Here is a 19,471-nt window from a genome sequence, read left to right on the forward strand (position 1 = left end):
CCTGCTGATGGGTTCCGCCCAGTAGGAACGGCCCCGCACCCCCGGCCGCGCGGCGCTGCCCTAGGAGCGGGTACCCGGGCCCAAGAAATGTCCTGAAAGGCAGGTGAAGGCACGGTGTCCGACCGGACGGGTTACCCCCGGCAGACAGATACCGGCGCCGGATAGCTGTGGCTGCGTACATCATCCGACGCGTCTTCGGCGCGGTGCTGCTGCTGTTGATCGTCAGCGCAGTCACCTTCGCGATCTTCTTCCTCGTCCCCCGGATAGCCGGGCAGACGATGGACCAACTGGCAGCCCAGTACGTGGGCAAGGATGCCAATCCGCAGTCCATCCTCGCGGTCAAACAGAACCTCGGCCTCGACCAGCCGCTGTACATCCAGTACTGGCACTTCCTCAAGCAGCTCTTCGTCGGCGCCGACTTCCAGTTCGGTCCCGAGGCCACGCACTGCGGTGTGCCGTGCTTCGGCTACTCGTTCAAGCGGCACGTCGAGGTGTGGCCCGAGCTGACCGCGCGCATTCCGGTCACGTTCTCCCTGGCGGTCGGTGCCGCGGTGATCTGGCTGATCAGCGGTGTGGCGATCGGCGTCGTCTCCGCGCTCAAGCGGGGTTCGATCCTCGACCGCTTCTTCATGGCCATCGCGCTCGCCGGTGTCTCCCTGCCGATCTTCTTCACCGGAATGCTCGCGCTGGGTGTGTTCACCGTGCAATGGCCGTTCTGGGAAGGCGGCGTCAACTATGTGGCGTTCACGGACAATCCGCTCGACTGGGCGTGGAATCTGCTGATCCCCTGGTGTTCGCTGGCCTTCCTCTACTCCGCGCTCTACGCCCGCATCACCAGAGCCGGGATGCTGGAGACGATGGGTGAGGACTACATCCGAACGGCCCGGGCCAAGGGCCTCAGGGAGAGCAGTGTCATCGGCAAGCACGGTCTGAGGGCCGCGCTCACCCCCATCGTCACCATCTTCGGCATGGACTTCGGCCTGCTGGTCGGCGGCGCCGTCATCACCGAGACCGTGTTCTCCTTCCCCGGACTCGGTGCATACGCCATCAAGAGCGTGCAGGAGAGCGACCTGCCCATCGTGATGGGCGTGACGCTCGTCGCGGCCTTCTTCATCGTCATCTGCAATCTGCTGGTGGACCTGGTGTACGCCGCCATCGACCCCAGGGTGAGGTACTCGTGACCGAGGTTTCCAAGGCACAGAGCGCGGCGGCCGACGCCCCCGCCGGCGCCGCACGGACCGGCAGCGACGAGGCCTTCCTCTCGGTACGGGACCTGCGCATCCACTTCAGGACCGACGACGGCCTGGTCAAGTCCGTCGACGGTGTCAGCTTCGACGTGAAGCCCGGACAGACCCTCGGCATCGTGGGCGAGTCCGGCTCCGGGAAGTCCGTCACCTCGCTCGGCGTGATGGGCCTGCACCGCACGGCCGCCAACGCCCGTATCTCGGGCGAGGTCTGGCTGGACGGCGAGGAGCTGATCGGCGCCTCCGACGCCCGGGTGCGCGAGCTGCGCGGCCGGAAGATGGCCATGATCTTCCAGGACCCGCTCTCCGCGATGCACCCGTACTTCAAGGTCGGGGCGCAGATCGTGGAGGCGTACCGGATCCACAACAAGGTCAGCAAGAAGACCGCCCGCACCCGGGCCATCGAGATGCTCGACCGGGTCGGCATCCCCGAGCCGCACAAGCGGGTCGACGCCTACGCGCACGAGTTCTCCGGCGGTATGCGCCAGCGCGCCATGATCGCGATGGCGCTGGTCAACAACCCGGAGCTGCTCATCGCCGACGAGCCGACCACCGCCCTGGACGTCACCGTCCAGGCGCAGATCCTGGACCTGATCCGGGATCTGCAGAAGGAGTTCGGCTCCGCCGTCATCATGATCACCCACGACCTCGGGGTCGTCGCCGAGATGGCCGACGAACTCCTGGTGATGTACGGCGGCCGGTGCATCGAGCGCGGACCGGCGGAGAAGGTCTTCTACGAGGCCCAGCACCCGTACACCTGGGGCCTGCTCACCTCGATGCCGCGCATCGACCGTGAACAGACCGAGCGGCTGATCCCCGTCAAGGGCCAGCCGCCGTCGCTGATCAACGTCCCCTCCGGCTGCGCCTTCAACCCGCGCTGCCCGTACGCGGACATCCCCAAGGACGACCTCACCCGCACGACGCGTCCCGAGCTGCAGCAGGTCGGCGACGGGCACTTCTCCGCCTGCCACATGTCGACGGAGGAGCGCACCCGGATCTGGACCGACGAGATTGCGCCGAAGCTGTGAGCGAGGCGAGTGATGTGAGCGACGTGAGCGAGAAGAAGGATCCCCCGGTGCTGGAGAAGGACGTGACGATCCCGGAGCAGGCCACCGCCTCGCGCGAGCCGCTGCTCAGGGTCGAGGGCCTGGCCAAGCACTTCCCGATCCGCAAGGGACTGTTCGGCCGGCAGAGCGCCGCGGTCAAGGCCGTCGACGGCATCGACTTCGAGGTGTACCCGGGGGAGACCCTGGGCGTCGTCGGTGAATCCGGCTGCGGCAAGTCGACGATGGGCCGGCTGATCACCCGGCTGATCGAACCGACCGGCGGCAAGGTCGAGTTCGAGGGCCGCGACATCACGCATCTGTCCATGGGCAAGATGCGGCCGATGCGGCGCGACGTCCAGATGATCTTCCAGGACCCGTACTCCTCGCTGAACCCGCGGCACACGATCGGCACGATCGTCAGCGCGCCGTTCAGGCTCCAGGACGTCGAGCCCGAGGGCGGTCTCAAGAACCACGTCCAGGAGCTGCTGTCGCTGGTCGGGCTCAGCCCCGAGCACTACAACCGCTACCCGCACGAGTTCTCCGGCGGCCAGCGCCAGCGCATCGGCATCGCCCGCGCGCTCGCCCTGCGCCCGAAGCTGGTCGTCGCCGACGAGCCGGTCTCCGCGCTGGACGTCTCGATCCAGGCGCAGGTGGTCAATCTGCTGGACGACCTCCAGGACGAGCTCGGCCTCACGTACGTGATCATCGCGCACGACCTCTCGGTCATCCGCCATGTCTCGGACCGGATCGCGGTCATGTACCTGGGCAAGATCGTCGAGCTGGCGGACCGCAAGTCGCTGTACTCGGCGCCGATGCACCCGTACACCAAGGCCCTGATGTCCGCGGTGCCGGTGCCTGACCCGCGCCGGCGCGGGGTGAAGAGCGAGCGCATCCTGCTGAAGGGCGATGTGCCCTCGCCGATCTCACCGCCCAGCGGCTGCCGCTTCCACACCAGGTGCTGGAAGGCGACCGAGATCTGCAAGACGCAGGAACCGCCGCTGATCGCCCTGAAGACCGGCCACCAGGTCGCCTGTCACCACCCGGAGAACGCACCGGACCAGGCGCCCGGGCAGCAGGTGCTGGCCGGGGCCCGGGAAACGGTCGAGCTGATCACGGCGGCCGAGCCGGAGACCGCTGCGGCCAGGACGCCCGAGCCCCCCGCCGAGGACGGTGCCTCGCTCACCAAGAGCGACGCCGCCACCCCCTCCGAGGCCGCGGAGGACACCACCGAGGAGTAGTACCGGCACAATTGCCCGGTGCTCAACGAACTGTTCACGCCCTCCGTCCAGCATGCGCTCGACATCGTCGGGATCTTCGTCTTCGCGATCTCCGGCGCTCTGCTCGCCGTACGCAAGAACTTCGATGTCTTCGGCATCGCGGTTCTCGCCGAGGTCACCGCGCTGGGCGGGGGGCTGTTCCGGGACATGATCATCGGGGCGGTGCCGCCCGCCGCCTTCACGGACCTCGGGTACTTCACCACCCCGCTGCTCGCCGCCGTTCTGGTCTTCTTCCTCCATCCGCAGGTCGAGCGGATCCAGGTCGGCGTCAACGTCTTCGACGCGGCCGGGCTCGGCCTCTTCTGCGTCACCGGGACGGTCAAGGCGTACGACTACGGCCTCGGCCTGACGGCGTCGGCGGCCCTGGGCCTGGCCACCGCGGTCGGCGGCGGTGTGCTGAGGGACGTACTCGCCAACGAGGTGCCCTCGCTGCTGCGCTGGGACCGCGACCTGTACGCGGTGCCCGCGATCGTCGGGGCCGCGATGACGGTGCTCTGCATCCGCTTCGACGGGCTCAACGCCTTCACCAGCGGGGCCGCGGTGATCACGGCGTTCGTGCTGCGGCTGCTGGCGCTGCGCTACAACTGGCGGGCCCCGCGGGCCTACAACCGCCGTTCGGCGACGGCGGACGAGGGCTAGGACCGCTCGTACCCACATCTCACCGACCGAGAAAAGCTACCGCTCAGTAATGGGATCGGTGTACCGTGCTTTTCATGGCACAGGCAGCAACGCAGGCGGCAGAGACCGCGCAGGCGACCATCGGCGACAGTGAGTTCGACCGGGACACCGCCGTCACCCTCCGCGAGGAAGGCGTCTACGACGCAGAGCTCTCCGCCGGCTGGACGATCATCCACGCGGTCAACGGCGGCTACCTGCTCGCGATGCTCGGCCGGGCGCTCGGCGAGGCACTCCCGCACCCGGACCCCTTCTCGGTCTCCGCGCACTACCTCACCGCCTCCGTTCCCGGACCCGCGGTGATCCGCACCCAGGTCGTCCGCACCGGGCGCACCCTCTCCACCGGCGAGGCCTCCCTCTTCCAGTACGCGCAGGACGGCACCGAGGTCGAGCGCATCCGGGTCCTGGCCACCTACGGCGACCTGGACGGCCTGACCGACGACATCCGCACCTCGGCGAAGCCGCCCGCCATGCCGCCCCGCGAACACTGCCTCGGTACGAGTGACGGAACGGCCCCGATCCCCGGCAGCTCCGCCATCACCGAGCGGCTCGACATCAAGCTCGACCCGGCGACGGTCGGCTGGGCCGTCGGTCAGCCGTCCGGCAAGGGTGAGATGCGCGGCTGGTTCGGGCTCGCGGACGGCCGCGACGCCGACCCGCTCTCGCTGCTGCTCACCGTCGACGCGCTGCCGCCGACCTCGTTCGAGCTGGGCCTCAAGGGCTGGACCCCGACCATCGAGCTGACCACCCACATCCGCTGCCGCCCCGCCCCCGGCCCGCTCCGCGTCTCCATCACCACCCGCAACCTCGCGGGCGGCTTCCTGGAGGAGGACGCGGACATCTGGGACAGCGCGGACCGGCTGGTCGCCCAGTCCCGCCAGCTCGCCAGGGCGCCGCGCAGCTGACACCCCCGCGACGGCCGGAGCCGGGAGATGCTGGTCCGGTGAAATCCGACCGGTTGCTCTCGATCCTGCTGCTGCTCCAGACCCGCGGCCCGGTCCCCGCGCCCGAGCTCGCCGAGCGCCTCGACGTCTCCGTACGCACCATCTACCGGGATGTCGAGGCGCTCTCCGCGTCCGGTGTCCCGGTCTATGCGGAACGCGGCCGGCACGGCGGGATCGCCCTGCTGCCCGGGTTCCGCACCGATGTCACCGGGCTGACCGCGGACGAGGCCCGCGCCCTGTTCGTACTGGCCGCCGACGGCGCCCACGCGGCGCTCGGGCTCGACGCGGCGATCGGCTCCGCGCTGCGCAAGGTGATGGCGGCGCTGCCCCCACCGCACCGGCCCGCCGCCGAGCTGACCAGCCGCCGCATTCTCGTCGACCCGGAGCGCTGGCGGAGCGGCCCGCGCGCCGGCGTCGACATCGCCGAGCTGCACGACGCCGTGTTCGGCGACCGGAGGCTGCTGCTGGAGTACCGGCACAGCGGTACGCGGACCGCGCGCACCTACACCGTCGACCCGTACGGCCTCGTGGTGAAGGCAGGAGTCTGGTACCTGGTCGCCGACCGGGAAGGGGAGCCCCGGCTCTTCCGCGCGGACCGGGTGCGGCGGGCCGAACCCACCGGCGACCCGGTGGTGCGCAGACCCGGGGTGGAGCTGGCGCAGGTGTGGGAGGAGCTGCGCCGCCAGGTGGAGGAGCGGCAGGGGGAGGTGGCCCTGCGGGTACGGGTGCACCGCTCCCGGCTGGATCTGTTCCTGCGGCTGAACGCCGCCGTGCTCACCGGGGAGCCGCAGCCCGAGGGGCCGGGCAGCGGGTGGCTGCGCGCCGAGCTGGCCGTGGACTCGGTGGAGTGGGCGCGCTCCCTGCTCTCCTTCGGCCCGAACGTCGAGGTGCTGGAGCCGCCGGAGGCCCGTGGGGTGGTCGCCGCGCACGCGGCCGCCGTCATGGGGCTGTACGGGGATCCGGTCCAGGAGGCATCCGCAGGAAGCGGGTGAGCGCGGCGGTCAGCTCGGCCGGGGAGTCCTCCTGCACGAGGTGACCGGCCCCCTCGATGAGCCGCAGCTCGGAACCAGGGACGAGGGAGGCCAGTTCATGGCCGCGGCCGACCGGGATCCAGGTGTCCTCGGTGCCCCAGCAGATCAGCACGGGGGGCTCGATCTCGCCGTAGCGGTGCTGGATCTCGTCGGTGAACCGCTGGTCGTTCTGGCTGATCTGCCGGTAGAAGGCGGGCTGTCCGGCCTCGGTGCACCACGGCGCGACCAGCCGGTCCAGGACCGCCGGACGCAGACCGGGGTGGCTGGCCGAGCTCACGTACTCGCGCACCAGCGCCCGGTGGAGCGCGGGCGGCAACTGCCCGAAGACCTCCGGGTGTCCGCCGAGCAGCCGGTATGCGGGCGAGCCCCACGGGGCCAGCGCCACCGGGTCCACCAGTGCCAGCCGGCGGTAGCGGGCGCCGTGCAGCAGATGGGCGCGCAGCGCGACGCAGCCGCCGAAGTCATGGGCGGCCACAGCGGGTTCCGGCAGTTCCCAGTGGCCGAGGAGTTCGGTGAGCACCCGGGCCTGGGAGCCGAGCGATACGTCCTGGTCCTCGTACTGGGCGGAGGCGCCGTACCCGGGCAGGTCCCAGACGAACACCTGGTGGTCCTGGGCCAGCGCGCGGGCCACCCCGCGCCAGACGTACGAGGAGAACGGTGTCCCGTGCACCAGGACGACGGGCGGCGCCCCGGCCGGGCCGAGGGCGGCCCAGCGGACCTCCCCGGCGCAACTGTGGAAAGTACGGTCCAGGACCCATGCCTCGTCGCTCATGAGGGCTAGCCTAGGCGGCTGTTGAGCTGCGGAGCACGCGCCGCTGCGCCCCGTGGCGAGGGGCTCAGGGGGAGGGGGCGTCGTCCAGCCAGTGCAGCCGGCCGAGTGTGACCAGCCGCAGCCGGCGCCGGGCCACCCCGGCCACCTGCGCGTCGCCGTCCGGGCCCCCGTCCAGCATCGCCGACGCGGTGATCACCATGTGGTCGACGTAGAGGCCGCCCAGCATCAGCAGGTCCTCCTCGCTCCAGCCCTGTGACTCCGGCTCCCCGGCGAGCGCGGCCGCCACCTCCTCGGCGAACAGCCGGAGCTGTGCGGCGATGGCCTCGCGGACCGGGCCGACCCCGCCGTGCTGCTCGCGGGCGATGAAGCGGAAGTGGGCCGGCTGCTCGCGGACATGGCGCGTTATCAGGTCGACGCTGCGGTCCAGCCGGACCTCGCTGTTCCCGGTGTCCGCCAGGATCGCGCCGATCATTCCGTGCAGGCTGCCCAGCGTCTGCTCGACGAGCGCCACCCCGAGCGCGGCGATGTCGTCGAAGTGCCGGTAGAAGGCCGTGGGGGTGACACCGGCGGCCCGGGTCACCTCGCGCAGTCCCAGGCTGCTCAGGCTCTGGTCCTCCAGCAGCCCCAGAGCGGCGTCCAGCAGCGACTGGCGCGTCTTCAGCTTCTGGGTCTGGCGGATGCCCGCGGTGTGACTCATGCCATTCAGTAAACAACTGTTCTCTGGAGCGGGGAAGGGGCGTACGGGTCTAGACTGACAAGTCAGTGAACACTCGTACTCTCAATTGAGGAAAGGCTGACCATGATCATCCTCGTCGTCGCCCTGCTTCTGCTGGGGATCGTGCTGGGAGCGGTGGCTCAGATCCCGCTTCCGCTGACGCTCGTCCTCGGGGCCCTGATCGGCTGCTGGCTGCTGGTCTTCGCCGTGCGCGAGCGGGTGGGCGCGCAGCGCCGCTCCCGGTGAGGGCCGCCGCCCTCCAACGACCAACCAGCGAAACCGCATTCGTCCCCGAAGGAGTCCGCACCATGACGCTCACCACACCCACCCGCCGCTCCGGAACGACGGGCATCACTGCTCCCGGCGCCCCCGCGGACACGCCGCAGGGCGACTCCGCCCGGTCCGCCCGGTCCGCCCGGTCCGCCCGGTCCGCCCGGTTCACCCGGGATGCCGACGCCCTCGCAGTCGCCTCGTTCGTTCTCGGACTCGTCGGTCTGCTGGTGATGAACATCCTGCTCGGCCCGGCGGCCATCGTCATGGCGGGAATCGCCCTGGCCCGCTCCACGGCCCGCCGCGGCCGCGCCCTGCTGGGACTCGCACTCGGCATCGCCGACCTGGTGATTCTCGCCTTCCTCGTCACCGGCGACGGAACGGTCGGCTGGAACTTCGGCGGCTGACCGGCCATGGCTCTCCCCACCGGATCGGGCTCCGGAGCGGGGCGGGTGAGACGCACCTTCCGCGGTGCGCGGGCACCGGGACACGATGCGCCCGACGTACGCCCCGCCGCAGGCTCGTAGAATCGAGCCCACCATGGCTTACCTCGACCACGCCGCGACCACGCCGATGCTTCCGGAAGCGATCACGGCGATGACCGCCCAGCTCGCTGTCACCGGCAACGCGTCCTCCCTGCACGCCGCCGGCCGCCGGGCCCGCCGTACCGTCGAGGAGTCCAGAGAGACCCTCGCCGACGCCCTCGGCGCGCGCCCCAGCGAGGTGGTCCTCACCTCGGGCGGTACCGAGTCGGACAACCTCGCGGTGAAGGGCCTGTACTGGGCCCGCCGCGACGCCGACCCCCGCCGCACCCGGGTGCTGGCCAGTCCCGTCGAGCACCACGCGGTGCTGGACGCCGTGGACTGGCTCGGCGAGCACGAAGGCGCCACCGTCGAGTACCTCCCCGTCGACCGGTACGGTCGCGTCCACCCGGACGTGCTGCGCGAGGCGCTGGCCCGTAACCCTGACGACGTCGCGATGATCACCGTGATGTGGGCCAACAACGAGATCGGCACCGTTTTGCCGGTCCGTGAACTGGCCGCCGTGGCCCGTGAGTTCGACGTCCCGATGCACGCAGACGCGGTGCAGGCCTTCGGGCAGCTGGAAGTCGACTTCGCCCGTTCCGGACTGGCCGCGATGACCGTCAGCGCCCACAAGATCGGCGGCCCGACCGGTGTCGGCGCGCTGCTGCTCGGCCGTGAGTACACCCCCGTTCCTGTGCTGCACGGCGGCGGACAGGAGCGCCATGTGCGCTCCGGCACCCTCGATGTGCCCGGCGTCGCCGCGTTCGCCGTCGCGGGACGGCTCGCCGCCGACGGGCGCGAGGGCTTCGCCCGGGAGATCGGCGGCCTCCGTGACCAGCTGGTCGCGGCTGTGCTGGCGGAGGTCCCGGACGCACTCCTCGGCGGTGACCCGGCCCCCGGCGGGCGGCTCCCCGCCAACGCGCACTTCACCTTCCCCGGCTGTGAGGGCGACTCCCTCCTGCTGCTGCTGGACGCCCAGGGCATCGAGTGCTCGACCGGTTCCGCCTGCACGGCAGGGATCGCCCAGCCCAGCCACGTACTGCTCGCCACCGGCACCGATCCGGATCTGGCCCGTGGCACCCTGCGCTTCTCGCTCGGCCACACCACGACCAAGCAGGACATCGAGGACGTGGCGCGGGCCATCGGGCCGGCGGTGCAACGGGCCAGGGCGGCCGGGCTCAGCTGAATCCGGGCCTGTCCGGGGCCCTGTTCGGCTGACTTCGGGCCTGTCCGGAGCCCCGTTCAGTTGGGTTCGAGCCCGTCCGGGCCGGCCTCAGCGCTTCGCGGCCGCTCGGACCAGCTTCAGGTAGCGGTCCCAGTCCCAGTGCTTTCCCGGGTCCGTGTGATCGGTGCCGGGCACCTCCACGTGCCCGATGATGTGCTTGCGGTCCACCGGTATCCCGTACCGTCCGCATATCGACGCGGTCAGCCGGGCGGATGCCGCGTACATCGCCGCCGTGAAGTCCTGCGGGCGGTCCACGAAGCCCTCGTGCTCGATGCCGACACTGCGTTCGTTGTACGAGCGGTTCCCTGCGTGGAACGCCACGTCCAGCTCGCGGATCATCTGCGCCACATGGCCGTCCTTGCGCACGATGTAGTGCGCCGCCGCCCCGTGCCCCGGGTCCTGGAAGGCGCGGACCGCACTGCTGAAGCTGCCCTGGGTGACATGGATGACCACCCGGTCGATCCGGAAGTCGTCGGGGCGGTCCGCCCGCCGCCAGTTCGCCGAGGACGCCGCCGTCCACTGGGCCCGCGCGTAGTCCACCGCGCCCGGCGTGCGGGGCTTCTCCACGCCCGGCAGCCGCCACCAGGCCCGCTTCAGCTGGTCCCGGGCCAGCGCGGCCGTGCCGACGGCCGTGACGGCACCGCCGATCAGTACCGATCGCCGGCTGATGCCGGTGCCGGTCCCGTCCGCCGTGCCCTTGGTCCCCATGTGGTCGACAACGCATATCCATGAGCATTCGGTTCCCTGTGCCCCGTACCCTGGTGGAGCTATGACTCAGACTTCCCAGCGCCCCCTCCGTGTTCTCGCCGCCATGTCGGGCGGTGTCGACTCCGCCGTCGCCGCGGCCCGCGCCGCCGAGGCCGGCCATGACGTGACCGGTGTGCACCTCGCCCTCTCCGCGAACCCGCAGTCCTTCCGGACCGGGGCCCGGGGCTGTTGCACCATCGAGGACTCCCGTGACGCCCGCCGCGCCGCGGACGTCATCGGCATCCCCTTCTACGTCTGGGACCTGGCGGAACGCTTCCGTGAGGACGTCGTGGAGGACTTCGTCGCCGAGTACGAGGCGGGGCGCACCCCCAACCCGTGCCTGCGCTGCAACGAGAAGATCAAGTTCGCGGCACTGCTCGACAAGGCCCTCGCCCTGGGCTTCGACGCGGTCTGCACCGGCCACTACGCGACCGTGGTGCTCGACGGGGACGGCAGCCGTGAGCTGCACCGCGCCTCCGACATGGCCAAGGACCAGAGCTATGTGCTGGGCGTCCTGGACGAGCGCCAGCTCGCCCACGCGATGTTCCCGCTCGGCGACACCCTCACCACCAAGGACGAGATCCGCGCCGAGGCGGAGCGCCGCGGGCTCGCCGTCGCCAAGAAGCCCGACAGCCACGACATCTGCTTCATCGCCGACGGAGACACCCAGGGCTTCCTGGCCGACCGCCTCGGCGGAACGGCGGAGGGCGACATCCTCGACGAGTCCGGTGCGAAGCTAGGCACCCATGAGGGCGCCTTCGGCTTCACCATCGGCCAGCGCAAGGGCCTGCGCATCGGCCACCCCGCGCCCGACGGCAAGCCGCGCTACGTCCTGGACATCTCCCCGGTGAACAACACGGTGACCGTCGGCCCCGTCGAGGCCCTCGACGTGACCGCGCTGACCGCCATCAAGCCCCGCTGGTGCGGCACGCCGCCGTCCGGCCCCGGCACGTACACCGCCCAGCTGCGCGCCCACGGCGGTGAGACGGAGGTGACGGCCGAACTGCTCGACGGGACGCTCCACGTCTCGTTCACCGAGCCGGTCCGGGGCGTGGCCCCCGGCCAGGCGGTCGTGCTGTACGACGGGACGCGCGTGGTCGGCTCGGCGACGATCGCCACGACGGTGCGGCGCGAGACGGCCGCGGCACCTGCCGGCTGACCGAGCGGAGCCCCGGTGGCCGGGGCGCGGCCATGAGCCGCGCGCCCGGGCCGCCCGGCTCATGGCCGGTTCTACAGCGTCCGGACCGCATCGGACGCCGACTCCGCGGGGGGCGCGGTCAGCCCGGCCGTCACGAACGCGATGACGGTGGCCGCGCGCGGAAACGGGGCTGCTGCCCGGGGCGGCCCGGCGAGCGGCCGCCCGTACGTCTCTAGAACGAGGCTGAACGCCAGCCCGCAGCGCTCCGCGACCTCGTGGACAGGAAGCTCCGGCAGCGCGCGGCCGATCATGACCTCGAACGGGGCGGGCAGGAACTGCGCGGAGACGTTCGGGAGCTGCCCGGTCGGCAGGGCGGCCCGGGCGAGCAGGTGGCAGAGCATGCGCCCGTCTCCGGTGTTCACCATGTCCGCGAACGGCTCGACGAGAGCGACCACCAGCTCGCGCACCGAGGGGGCGGCGGTCGCGCCGCGCAGCAGCTGCGCCATGCGGTCCGCCCACAGAGGCCGCAGCTCTTCCTCGAGGAGTCCGGCGATCAGGCCCTCCCTGGAACCGAAGTGGTAGTGCACCGCGCCGGGATTGAGGCCGGCCTCCGCGTTGATGGCGCGGACGGACACCTGGTCGGGAGTCCTCTCCAGAAACAGCTTCTTTGCCGCGGTCAGGAGTCGCTCGCGGGTCGAGGAGTCGGGTTGCTGGCTCATGCGCACATTGCAGCACAGGGCATGGCAATATCTTCCAATCAGTGATTGGGTTATGTTTGACCCGAAAGGGTCGCGAGGGTCGCGGCCATGTATCGGAGGAGCAGCGGTATGGGCACCATCGTCGTCACCGGATCCGCATCGGGTATGGGAGCCGCCAGCGCCGAACGGCTGCGCGCGGCCGGCCACCGAGTGATCGGCGTGGACCTCCGCTCCGCCGACGTCGTGGCCGACCTCGGCACCCCGGCCGGCCGGCGGGGAGCGGTGGCCGAGATCCTTGAGCTGAGCGGCGGTGTCCTGGACGGCGTGGCCGCCGTCGCCGGCGTCGGACCGAACATGCGGGACGCGGCCGCCGTCGCGTCGATCAACTACTTCGGCCCCGTGGAGCTGCTGAGCGCACTGCGCGGGGCGCTGGAGCGCTCGGACGCCCCGCGGGCCGTCGTGATCAGCTCGAACTCGGCCAGCACCGTCCCGATGATCGATGACACCCTTGTGCAGCTGCTGCTCAGCGGTGACGAGGGCGCCTCCCGCGAGCACGCCGCAGCCGCGCAGAGCGCCCTGCCCCCGAGGTTCGTGGAGACGAGCCCCAGCATTTCCGCCTACGCCACCTCGAAGCTGGCCCTCGCGCACTGGGTGCGCCGCACCGCGGTCACCCCCGAGTGGGGCCGCAAGGGCATTCTGCTCAACGCCATCGCGCCCGGTGCCGTCCTTACGCCCCTGATGAAGGGGTCCACGGGGAACGGCAAGGACTTCGACCCGGACTCCTTCCCGACCCCCATGCCGCTGGGAATCTTCGGCGAAGCGGACGACATCGGTTTCTGGGTGGAGCAGTTCCTGCGCCCCGAGGCGCGCTTCACCACGGGCGCCGTTCTCTACGTCGACGGGGGCACGGACGCCGCGATGCGCCCGACTGCCCAGCCCTCCGCCCTGCGCCCCTGACCACGAGCGTCCCGCCACACCCGGGAGACGACGCGCCGGCTCGGCGACGCATCGCCACGCTTGGCGCGGCGGAGGCGGCAGGCCGGGGCCGGCACGGCTGGTGCCGGCGTCATCGCCCCGGCCCCGCACGGCAACGCCCGACCCCTGTACGGGCGTGGCCGCGCGGGGTGCTTCGGCCCCCGGCCCGCCCGCGTGGTCTCAGGAGGCCTGGCCCACGAACACGTCACGGGTGAAGAACTCGGCCAGCACCGGCGCGATCACCTGCGGCGCCACCTCCCGGGTCTGGCCCGTCAACGTGCGGTGACGGGCCCGGGGCAGGGCCTCGGCCAGCAGCCGCGTCGCCGCACGGGCGGATTCGGTGCTTGAGCCGCCGCTGACCACCAGGGTCCGCGCCGTCACGGCGGCGAACCGCTCGGCCGGCACCTCGCCGTTGCCCAGCAGCGCGTCGTCGTACGCCAGGGTGTGCGCCATGGACTCCAGACTCCGCCACAGCGGCGCACTCCGCATCCTGGCGATCAGCTCGGCTGCCACCCCGGTCACGGACAGGAACAGCTCCACCGCCCCGTCCCGGTCGCCTGCGGACAGCAGCCGGTGCAGCCGGGCCGTGCAGTCGGCCTTGAACAGCTGCCCGGCGGCGCCGGGGGTGTAAGGCGGCTCGTACACCGCGAGCAGGCCGACCGGGAGGCCGGCCGCCTGCGCCTCCAGGGCCAGCGCGCCGCCGGCCCCGACGCCGAACACCGACGGGCGGCCGCCCAGGGCCTGCGCGACCGCGGTCAGGTCCTCGATCTCGCGTTCCACCGCGTACGGCGCGCTGTCGCCGCTGTCACCCCGGCCGCGCCTGTCGTACGTGACGACATGGAAACGCGGCGCGAGGAGCCGCGCCAGCGGCTCCTCGGTCCTGGCGGTCCCCAGAGCCCCGCCCACCACGATCACCGGCGGCCCTTCACCCCGGCGCCGGTAGGCGATCAGGGTGCCGTCGCGGGAGAGAATCTTGTCCATGCGAGGGTGGACCGCGGGGCGCTCCGAAACTCATCGCCGGCAGCGAAGAAGTTTTGAACTTTCTCTCCTTCGCAGCTCACAGCGGTGCGTGACGGCCGCTCAACTTGTCCCGCCCGGCGGTCAGGACGCGACGGTCTCGGTGTCGTAGAAGCAGAAGTGGTCCTTGATCGCGCCCACTTCGTCCTTCGGCTCCGGGTACGCCCAGACCAGATCCGCCGCGTCCGGCAGCGACCAGTACGAGGCGTCCCCCTTGAACGGGCAGTGGGTTCGGGTCTCCGACGCCGTCAGCAGCTCGGTGCGGACGTCCTCGGGCGGCAGGTAGTAGCGGACCGGACAGCCCGTCTCGCGCAGCACGAGCGGGCGACGGCTCTCGGCGAGCAGCAGCCCGTCACGGACCACGCGCACATGCTCGGTGCCGGGCTCGACGGTGATGCGGTGTCCTCGGATGGCAGTCATGTGTTTCTCAGCCGTACGGACCGCGGGTTTCTTCCCCGGATCCCGCACCGCCGGCGCCGGGCTCTACCGTTGCCTCATGAAGATCTGCGTTTTTCTCTCCGCCGCCGACCTCGACGAGCGCTACACCGGGCCCGCCCGTGAATTCGCCGAACTGCTCGGCCGGGGCGGACACACCCTGGTCTGGGGCGGCTCGGAGAGCGGGCTGATGAAGGTCGTGGCCGACGGCGTGCAGGAGGCGGGCGGGAAGCTGGTCGGGGTGTCGGTGGACTTCCTGGCCGCGAAGGCGCGTACCAACGCCGACGAAATGGTGATCGCCCGCGATCTCGCCGAGCGCAAGGCGCTGCTCCTGGAGAAGGCCGACGCCGTCGTGATCATGGTCGGCGGCACGGGCACGCTCGACGAGGCCACCGAGATCCTGGAGCTCAAGAAGCACGGCAAGACCACCAAACCGGTCGTGCTGCTCAACACGGCGGGCTTCTACGACGGGCTCCGCCAGCAGTTCCAGCGCATGGAGGACGAGGGCTTCCTGCCGCTCCCGCTGACCGACCTGGTGTTCTTCGCCAAGGACGGCGTCGGCGCCCTGGCCTACCTGGAGGAGTCGTCCGGCCTGCAGTGACGTGCCGGCGACCGGGCGGCGGGTGCGACGATGGGGCCATGTCCACTCACCTCATCACCGGTGCCGGTTCCGGCATCGGCGCAGCAGTCACCCGTCGTCTCCTGGAGCGCGGGGACGATCTCGTACTCCTCGCCCGTGACGCGGGCCGCGCCAAGGAGCTCGCCGCGCTGCACCCCGGCGCCCGCACCATCGTCGGCGACCTCTCCAACCCGGACCGGCTCTCCTGGGCCTTCGCCCAGCAGCCGATGCCGGAGCGGCTCGACTCGCTGCTGCACATCGCGGGCGTCGTCGAGCTCGGCCGGGTCGGCGAGCTCACCCCCAAGGCCTGGCACGTCCAGCTCAACGCCAACCTCGTCGCCCCGGCCGAACTGACCCGGCTCTTCCTGCCGCAGCTGCGCGTCGCCGAGGGCCACGTCCTCTTCGTCAACTCCGGCGCCGGGCTCGCCGCCCACGCCGAGTGGAGCGCGTACGCGGCGAGCAAGCACGGACTGAAGGCGCTGGCCGACTCGCTGCGCCACGAGGAGCACGGGAACGGGGTCCGGGTGACCTCCGTCTACCCCGGGCGCACCGCGAGCCCCATGCAGGCCAAGGTCCACCAGCAGGAGGGCAAGGAGTACGACGCCTCGCGCTGGATCGACCCGGAGACGGTCGCCACCACGATCCTGATGGCGATCGACCTGCCGCGCGACGCCGAGGTCAACGACCTCACGGTGCGCCCCGGCCGCTGACGGCACCGGCTGCGAACGGCCGTAGGCTTCCCGCGTGAGCGAGAAGAGCAAGTTCAGCGGGTGCCCGGCCACCGGAATCGGTTCGATGCCAGGAGGAGACGCGCGGGAGGCGGCGAAGACCGTCACCGGCTCCTTCGCGGACGGCCAGGGCGTGCCGTATCTGGCGGAACTTCCCGCGCGCGGACCGGGCGCGGACATGACCGGGCGGACCATCGGACTGCTCGTCGAGATGTACGGGCACGTCGAGCCGAGCGGCTGGCGGATCAGTGACCGGCCGGGGCGCGACACCCGCAGGGCCCGCTCCTGGCTCGGCGAGGACCTGGACGCGCTGGAGGAGTTCACCCAGGGCTACGAGGGGCCGCTCAAGGTGCAGGCCGTCGGCCCCTGGACCCTGGCCGCCGCTCTGGAGCGCCGGGGCGGCGAAGCAGTGCTCGGCGACCCGGACGCCTGCCGCGACCTGGCGGACTCGCTGGCGGAGGGGCTGCGCAACCACCTCGCCGAGGTGCGGCGGCGGATGCCCGGCGCCCGGGTGATCCTCCAGCTCGACGAACCGTCGCTGACCGGGGTCCTGCTCGGACGGGTCAGGACGGCGAGCGGCTACCGCACCTACCGGGCCGTGGACCGGCAGGTCGTCGAGTCCACCCTGCGCGAGGTGCTCGGCGCGGCCGGCGAGGGTGCGACGCTCGTCCACACCTGTGCGCCCGAGGTGCCGTTCGCGCTGCTGCGCCGGGCCGGGGCGGACGGCATCTCGTTCGACTTCTCCCTGCTCACCGAGCGTGAGGAGGAGGCGATCGGGGAAGCCGTCGAGAGCGGTACCCGGCTGTTCCTCGGGGTGGTGCCGGGCACAGAGGCGGCCTCGGGCGGATTGTCGGACCCGGGCGGTAGCGTCATGGGTGTCAGGACGCTGTGGCGCAGGCTGGGGCTGAATCCGGGGACTCTGACCGAGTCCGTGGCGATCACTCCCTCATGCGGCCTCGCGGGTGCGTCGCCCGCGTACGCACGTGCCGCGCTCGCCCACTGCGCCCGGGCCGCGAGATCGCTCGCAGACAACCCTGAGTAACGGGGCACTGGGTAACGGGAGGACGGGACGATGTCCGGCGAAGAGCAGACGTCACTGCCAGGCGAACAGGGCACGGCGGTGCCGGCCGAGGCGCGGGAGCGGCACGCGCTCCTCGCCGAGCAGATCGAGGAGCACCGCTTCCGCTATTACGTGAACGACCAGCCGGTCGTCAGCGACGCCGAGTTCGACCGGCTGCTGCGCGAGCTGGAGGGCCTGGAGGACACATATCCGCAGCTGCGCACGCCGGACTCGCCGTCGCAGAAGGTCGCGGGCCCCTACCGGACGGAATTCACCTCCGTCGAGCACCGCGAACGCATGCTGTCCCTGGACAACGCCTTCGACGACGAGGAGCTGGCCACCTGGGGCGAGCGCGTCGCCCGGGACGTCGGCGCGACCGGCTACCACTTCCTGTGCGAGCTCAAGATCGACGGTCTCGCCGTCAACCTCACCTATGAGCACGGGCTGCTGACCCGGGCAGCCACCCGCGGTGACGGCCGCACCGGCGAGGACATCACGCCCAACGTCCGTACGATCGCCGACATCCCACACCGGCTGAAGGGCGACCGCATCCCGGCGCTCGTCGAGATCCGCGGCGAGGTCTTCTTCCCGATGGAGGGATTCGAGGCGCTCAACGCCCGGCTGGTGGAGGCGGACGAGAAGCCCTTCGCCAACCCGCGCAACGCGGCGGCCGGTTCGCTGCGCCAGAAGGACCCCAAGGTCACCGCCTCCCGGCCGCTGCACATGGTGGTGCACGGCATCGGCGCCCGCGAGGGCTTCGACATCGACCGCCTCTCGCAGGCCTACGAGCTGCTGCACGCATGGGGGCTGCCCACCGCCAAGCACAACAGGGTGGTGGACTCCCTGGAGGGGGTGCGGGAGTTCATCGCCCACTTCGGCGAGAACCGACACTCCGTGGAGCACGAGATCGACGGTGCCGTCGTCAAGCTCGACGAGATCCCGCTCCAGGGCCGGCTCGGCTCCACCTCACGGGCGCCGCGCTGGGCCATCGCCTGGAAGTACGCGCCGGAGGAGGTCAACACCAAGCTGATCAACATCCGGGTCGGTGTCGGCCGCACCGGCCGCGTCACCCCGTACGCCCAGGTCGAGCCGGTGGAAGTCGCGGGGTCCGAGGTCGAGTTCGCCACGCTGCACAACCAGAACGTGGTCCGGGCCAAGGGAGTCCTGATCGGCGACACGGTGGTGCTCCGCAAGGCCGGCGATGTGATTCCGGAGATCCTCGGCCCGGTCGCCGACCTCCGGGACGGCACCGAGCGGGCGTTCGTCATGCCCACCGAGTGCCCCGAGTGCGGGACGGAGCTGCGGCCCATGAAGGAGGCCGACATCGACGTCCGCTGCCCCAACGCCCGTTCCTGCCCCGCGCAGCTCCGGGAGCGGGTCGCCTATCTCGCGGGACGCAAGTGCCTGGACATCGACCACTTCGGCTATGTCGTGGCGGCGGCCCTGACCAGGCCGCTGGAGCCCGCCGATCCGCCGCTGCGCGACGAGGGCGATCTGTTCGGGCTGACCGTCGACCAGCTGCTGCCCATCCGCGCCTACGTCCTCGACATGGACAGCGGGCTGCCCAAGCGGGACCCGAAGACCGGTGAGGAGAAGATCGCGACGGTCTTCGCCAACCAGCAGGGCGAACCGAAGAAGAACGCCGTCGCCATGCTGGACGCCATCGCCGCGGCGAAGGAAGCGCCGCTCGCCCGGATCCTCACCGGGCTCTCGATCCGCCATGTCGGGCCCGTCGCGGCGCAGGAGCTGGCCCGCCAGTTCCGCTCCATCGACCGGATCGACGAGGCCACCGAGCAGGAGCTGTCCGACGCCGACGGGGTCGGGCCGATCATCGCCGCCTCGGTCAAGGCGTGGTTCGCCGAGGAGTGGCACCGGGAGATCCTGCGCAAGTGGCGGGAGGCCGGGGTCCGGATGGAGGACCAGGGGGCCGGGGAGGACGAGGGGCCGAGGCCGCTCGAAGGGCTCACCGTCGTCGTCACCGGCACGCTGGCCTCGCACACCAGGGATGGCGCGAAAGAGGCCCTCCAGAGCCGCGGCGCGAAGGTGACGGGTTCCGTTTCGAAGAAGACCGCCTTCGTGGTGGTCGGCGACAACCCCGGGTCGAAGTACGACAAGGCCATGCAGCTGAAGGTGCCCGTGCTGAACGAGGACGGTTTCGCCGTGCTGCTCGAAGAGGGAGCCGACGCGGCGCGCGAGGCGGCGGTGCCGGCCGAGGAGTAGGGCCGGGGGCCGAAGTCGGGGGGGTGCCCCTATGGGTTTGGTCAAGCTGATCGGGCGGGTTGGGGCTCGTAGAAGGTGCCGTCGCGGAGCATCGCAAAGAGGACATCGGCT

Annotated in this window: 21 protein-coding genes; 15 read left to right on the plus strand and 6 right to left on the minus strand. The window is 71.2% G+C overall.

Annotated features, from left to right (window positions below; translation table 11 throughout):
- Nucleotides 1–167: 167 nt before the first annotated feature.
- The 6 genes from ACFVW8_RS32465 (at nucleotide 168) to ACFVW8_RS32490 (ending at nucleotide 6,178) form a co-directional block, all read left to right on the plus strand.
- Nucleotides 168–1,181 (plus strand): ABC transporter permease, encoded by a 1,014-nt coding sequence (locus ACFVW8_RS32465; RefSeq protein ID WP_389696378.1) that lies wholly within the window; start codon nucleotides 168–170, stop codon nucleotides 1,179–1,181.
- On the plus strand, nucleotides 1,178–2,272 hold the full coding sequence (locus ACFVW8_RS32470; protein ID WP_389696380.1) for an ABC transporter ATP-binding protein: 1,095 nt from the start codon (nucleotides 1,178–1,180) through the stop codon (nucleotides 2,270–2,272). The genes ACFVW8_RS32465 and ACFVW8_RS32470 overlap by 4 nt, the downstream gene beginning before the upstream one ends.
- Before the next feature lie 47 nt (nucleotides 2,273–2,319).
- Nucleotides 2,320–3,528: an ABC transporter ATP-binding protein gene (locus ACFVW8_RS32475; RefSeq protein WP_389696418.1), complete on the plus strand. Its 1,209-nt coding sequence runs from the start codon at nucleotides 2,320–2,322 to the stop codon at nucleotides 3,526–3,528.
- Between the two features lie 18 nt (nucleotides 3,529–3,546).
- Complete coding sequence (locus tag ACFVW8_RS32480) at nucleotides 3,547–4,206, plus strand: trimeric intracellular cation channel family protein (protein ID WP_389696382.1); 660 nt, start codon at nucleotides 3,547–3,549, stop codon at nucleotides 4,204–4,206.
- A 74-nt stretch (nucleotides 4,207–4,280) separates the two neighbouring features.
- Nucleotides 4,281–5,147: a thioesterase family protein gene (locus ACFVW8_RS32485; RefSeq protein WP_389696384.1), complete on the plus strand. Its 867-nt coding sequence runs from the start codon at nucleotides 4,281–4,283 to the stop codon at nucleotides 5,145–5,147.
- A gap of 38 nt (nucleotides 5,148–5,185) precedes the next feature.
- The gene (locus ACFVW8_RS32490; protein ID WP_389696386.1) at nucleotides 5,186–6,178 is read left to right on the plus strand and encodes a helix-turn-helix transcriptional regulator; all 993 of its coding nucleotides are present in this window, start codon (nucleotides 5,186–5,188) and stop codon (nucleotides 6,176–6,178) included.
- Here ACFVW8_RS32490 and ACFVW8_RS32495 read toward each other — a convergent pair.
- Nucleotides 6,126–6,989 carry an alpha/beta fold hydrolase gene (locus ACFVW8_RS32495; protein ID WP_389696388.1) on the minus strand — a complete coding sequence of 288 codons (864 nt, stop codon included), beginning with the start codon at nucleotides 6,987–6,989 and terminating at the stop codon, nucleotides 6,126–6,128. The two genes, ACFVW8_RS32490 and ACFVW8_RS32495, sit on opposite strands and share 53 nt — an antisense overlap.
- 64 nt (nucleotides 6,990–7,053) lie before the next feature.
- Entirely contained in the window at nucleotides 7,054–7,686 is a 633-nt protein-coding gene (locus ACFVW8_RS32500; protein ID WP_389696390.1) for a TetR family transcriptional regulator, read from the minus strand.
- 102 nt (nucleotides 7,687–7,788) lie between these two features.
- Between ACFVW8_RS32500 and ACFVW8_RS32505 the strand changes: the two genes are divergently transcribed.
- The 3 genes from ACFVW8_RS32505 to ACFVW8_RS32515 all read left to right on the plus strand — a co-directional run bounded on the left by ACFVW8_RS32505 (nucleotide 7,789) and on the right by ACFVW8_RS32515 (nucleotide 9,684).
- Entirely contained in the window at nucleotides 7,789–7,950 is a 162-nt protein-coding gene (locus ACFVW8_RS32505) for a hypothetical protein (protein WP_389696392.1), read from the plus strand.
- 62 nt (nucleotides 7,951–8,012) lie between these two features.
- The gene (locus ACFVW8_RS32510; RefSeq protein WP_389696394.1) at nucleotides 8,013–8,381 is read left to right on the plus strand and encodes a DUF4190 domain-containing protein; all 369 of its coding nucleotides are present in this window, start codon (nucleotides 8,013–8,015) and stop codon (nucleotides 8,379–8,381) included.
- Nucleotides 8,382–8,514: 133 nt separating this feature from the next.
- On the plus strand, nucleotides 8,515–9,684 hold the full coding sequence (locus ACFVW8_RS32515; protein ID WP_389696396.1) for a cysteine desulfurase family protein: 1,170 nt from the start codon (nucleotides 8,515–8,517) through the stop codon (nucleotides 9,682–9,684).
- An 87-nt stretch (nucleotides 9,685–9,771) separates the two neighbouring features.
- On the opposite strand, the gene ACFVW8_RS32520 is transcribed toward ACFVW8_RS32515, so the two are convergent.
- Entirely contained in the window at nucleotides 9,772–10,431 is a 660-nt protein-coding gene (locus ACFVW8_RS32520) for an N-acetylmuramoyl-L-alanine amidase (RefSeq protein WP_389696398.1), read from the minus strand.
- A gap of 61 nt (nucleotides 10,432–10,492) precedes the next feature.
- Here ACFVW8_RS32520 and mnmA point away from each other — a divergent pair, with 61 nt between their 5' ends.
- Nucleotides 10,493–11,629: a tRNA 2-thiouridine(34) synthase MnmA gene (gene mnmA, locus ACFVW8_RS32525; protein WP_389696400.1), complete on the plus strand. Its 1,137-nt coding sequence runs from the start codon at nucleotides 10,493–10,495 to the stop codon at nucleotides 11,627–11,629.
- 71 nt (nucleotides 11,630–11,700) lie between these two features.
- Here the strand turns inward: mnmA and ACFVW8_RS32530 are convergent, their stop codons facing one another.
- Nucleotides 11,701–12,327 (minus strand): TetR/AcrR family transcriptional regulator, encoded by a 627-nt coding sequence (locus ACFVW8_RS32530; protein ID WP_389696402.1) that lies wholly within the window; start codon nucleotides 12,325–12,327, stop codon nucleotides 11,701–11,703.
- 108 nt (nucleotides 12,328–12,435) lie between these two features.
- Between ACFVW8_RS32530 and ACFVW8_RS32535 the strand changes: the two genes are divergently transcribed.
- A complete protein-coding gene (locus ACFVW8_RS32535; protein WP_389696404.1) occupies nucleotides 12,436–13,263 on the plus strand; it encodes an SDR family oxidoreductase in 828 nt (275 codons plus the stop codon).
- Nucleotides 13,264–13,461: 198 nt separating this feature from the next.
- Here ACFVW8_RS32535 and ACFVW8_RS32540 read toward each other — a convergent pair whose 3' ends face one another.
- Complete coding sequence (locus tag ACFVW8_RS32540) at nucleotides 13,462–14,262, minus strand: alpha/beta fold hydrolase (RefSeq protein ID WP_389696406.1); 801 nt, start codon at nucleotides 14,260–14,262, stop codon at nucleotides 13,462–13,464.
- Between the two features lie 120 nt (nucleotides 14,263–14,382).
- Entirely contained in the window at nucleotides 14,383–14,718 is a 336-nt protein-coding gene (locus ACFVW8_RS32545) for a DUF427 domain-containing protein (RefSeq protein WP_389696408.1), read from the minus strand.
- Between the two features lie 76 nt (nucleotides 14,719–14,794).
- Here ACFVW8_RS32545 and ACFVW8_RS32550 point away from each other — a divergent pair, with 76 nt between their 5' ends.
- Genes ACFVW8_RS32550 through ligA form a run of 4 tightly spaced genes read left to right on the plus strand, consistent with a single transcriptional unit; the run spans nucleotide 14,795 to nucleotide 19,360 of the window.
- Nucleotides 14,795–15,334, plus strand: coding sequence for a TIGR00730 family Rossman fold protein (locus ACFVW8_RS32550; protein WP_389696410.1), 540 nt, complete (start codon nucleotides 14,795–14,797; stop codon nucleotides 15,332–15,334).
- Between the two features lie 38 nt (nucleotides 15,335–15,372).
- Nucleotides 15,373–16,062, plus strand: a complete 690-nt coding sequence (locus ACFVW8_RS32555) for an SDR family oxidoreductase (protein ID WP_389696412.1) — start codon at nucleotides 15,373–15,375, stop codon at nucleotides 16,060–16,062.
- Nucleotides 16,063–16,096: 34 nt separating this feature from the next.
- A complete protein-coding gene (locus tag ACFVW8_RS32560; RefSeq protein WP_389696414.1) occupies nucleotides 16,097–17,122 on the plus strand; it encodes a methionine synthase in 1,026 nt (341 codons plus the stop codon).
- A gap of 30 nt (nucleotides 17,123–17,152) precedes the next feature.
- Nucleotides 17,153–19,360 (plus strand): NAD-dependent DNA ligase LigA, encoded by a 2,208-nt coding sequence (gene ligA, locus ACFVW8_RS32565; RefSeq protein WP_389696416.1) that lies wholly within the window; start codon nucleotides 17,153–17,155, stop codon nucleotides 19,358–19,360.
- The last annotated feature ends 111 nt before the right edge of the window (nucleotides 19,361–19,471 follow it).

Origin of the sequence: Streptomyces sp. NPDC058221 (assembly GCF_042882365.1) — a bacterium.
GTDB lineage: Bacteria > Actinomycetota > Actinomycetes > Streptomycetales > Streptomycetaceae > Streptomyces.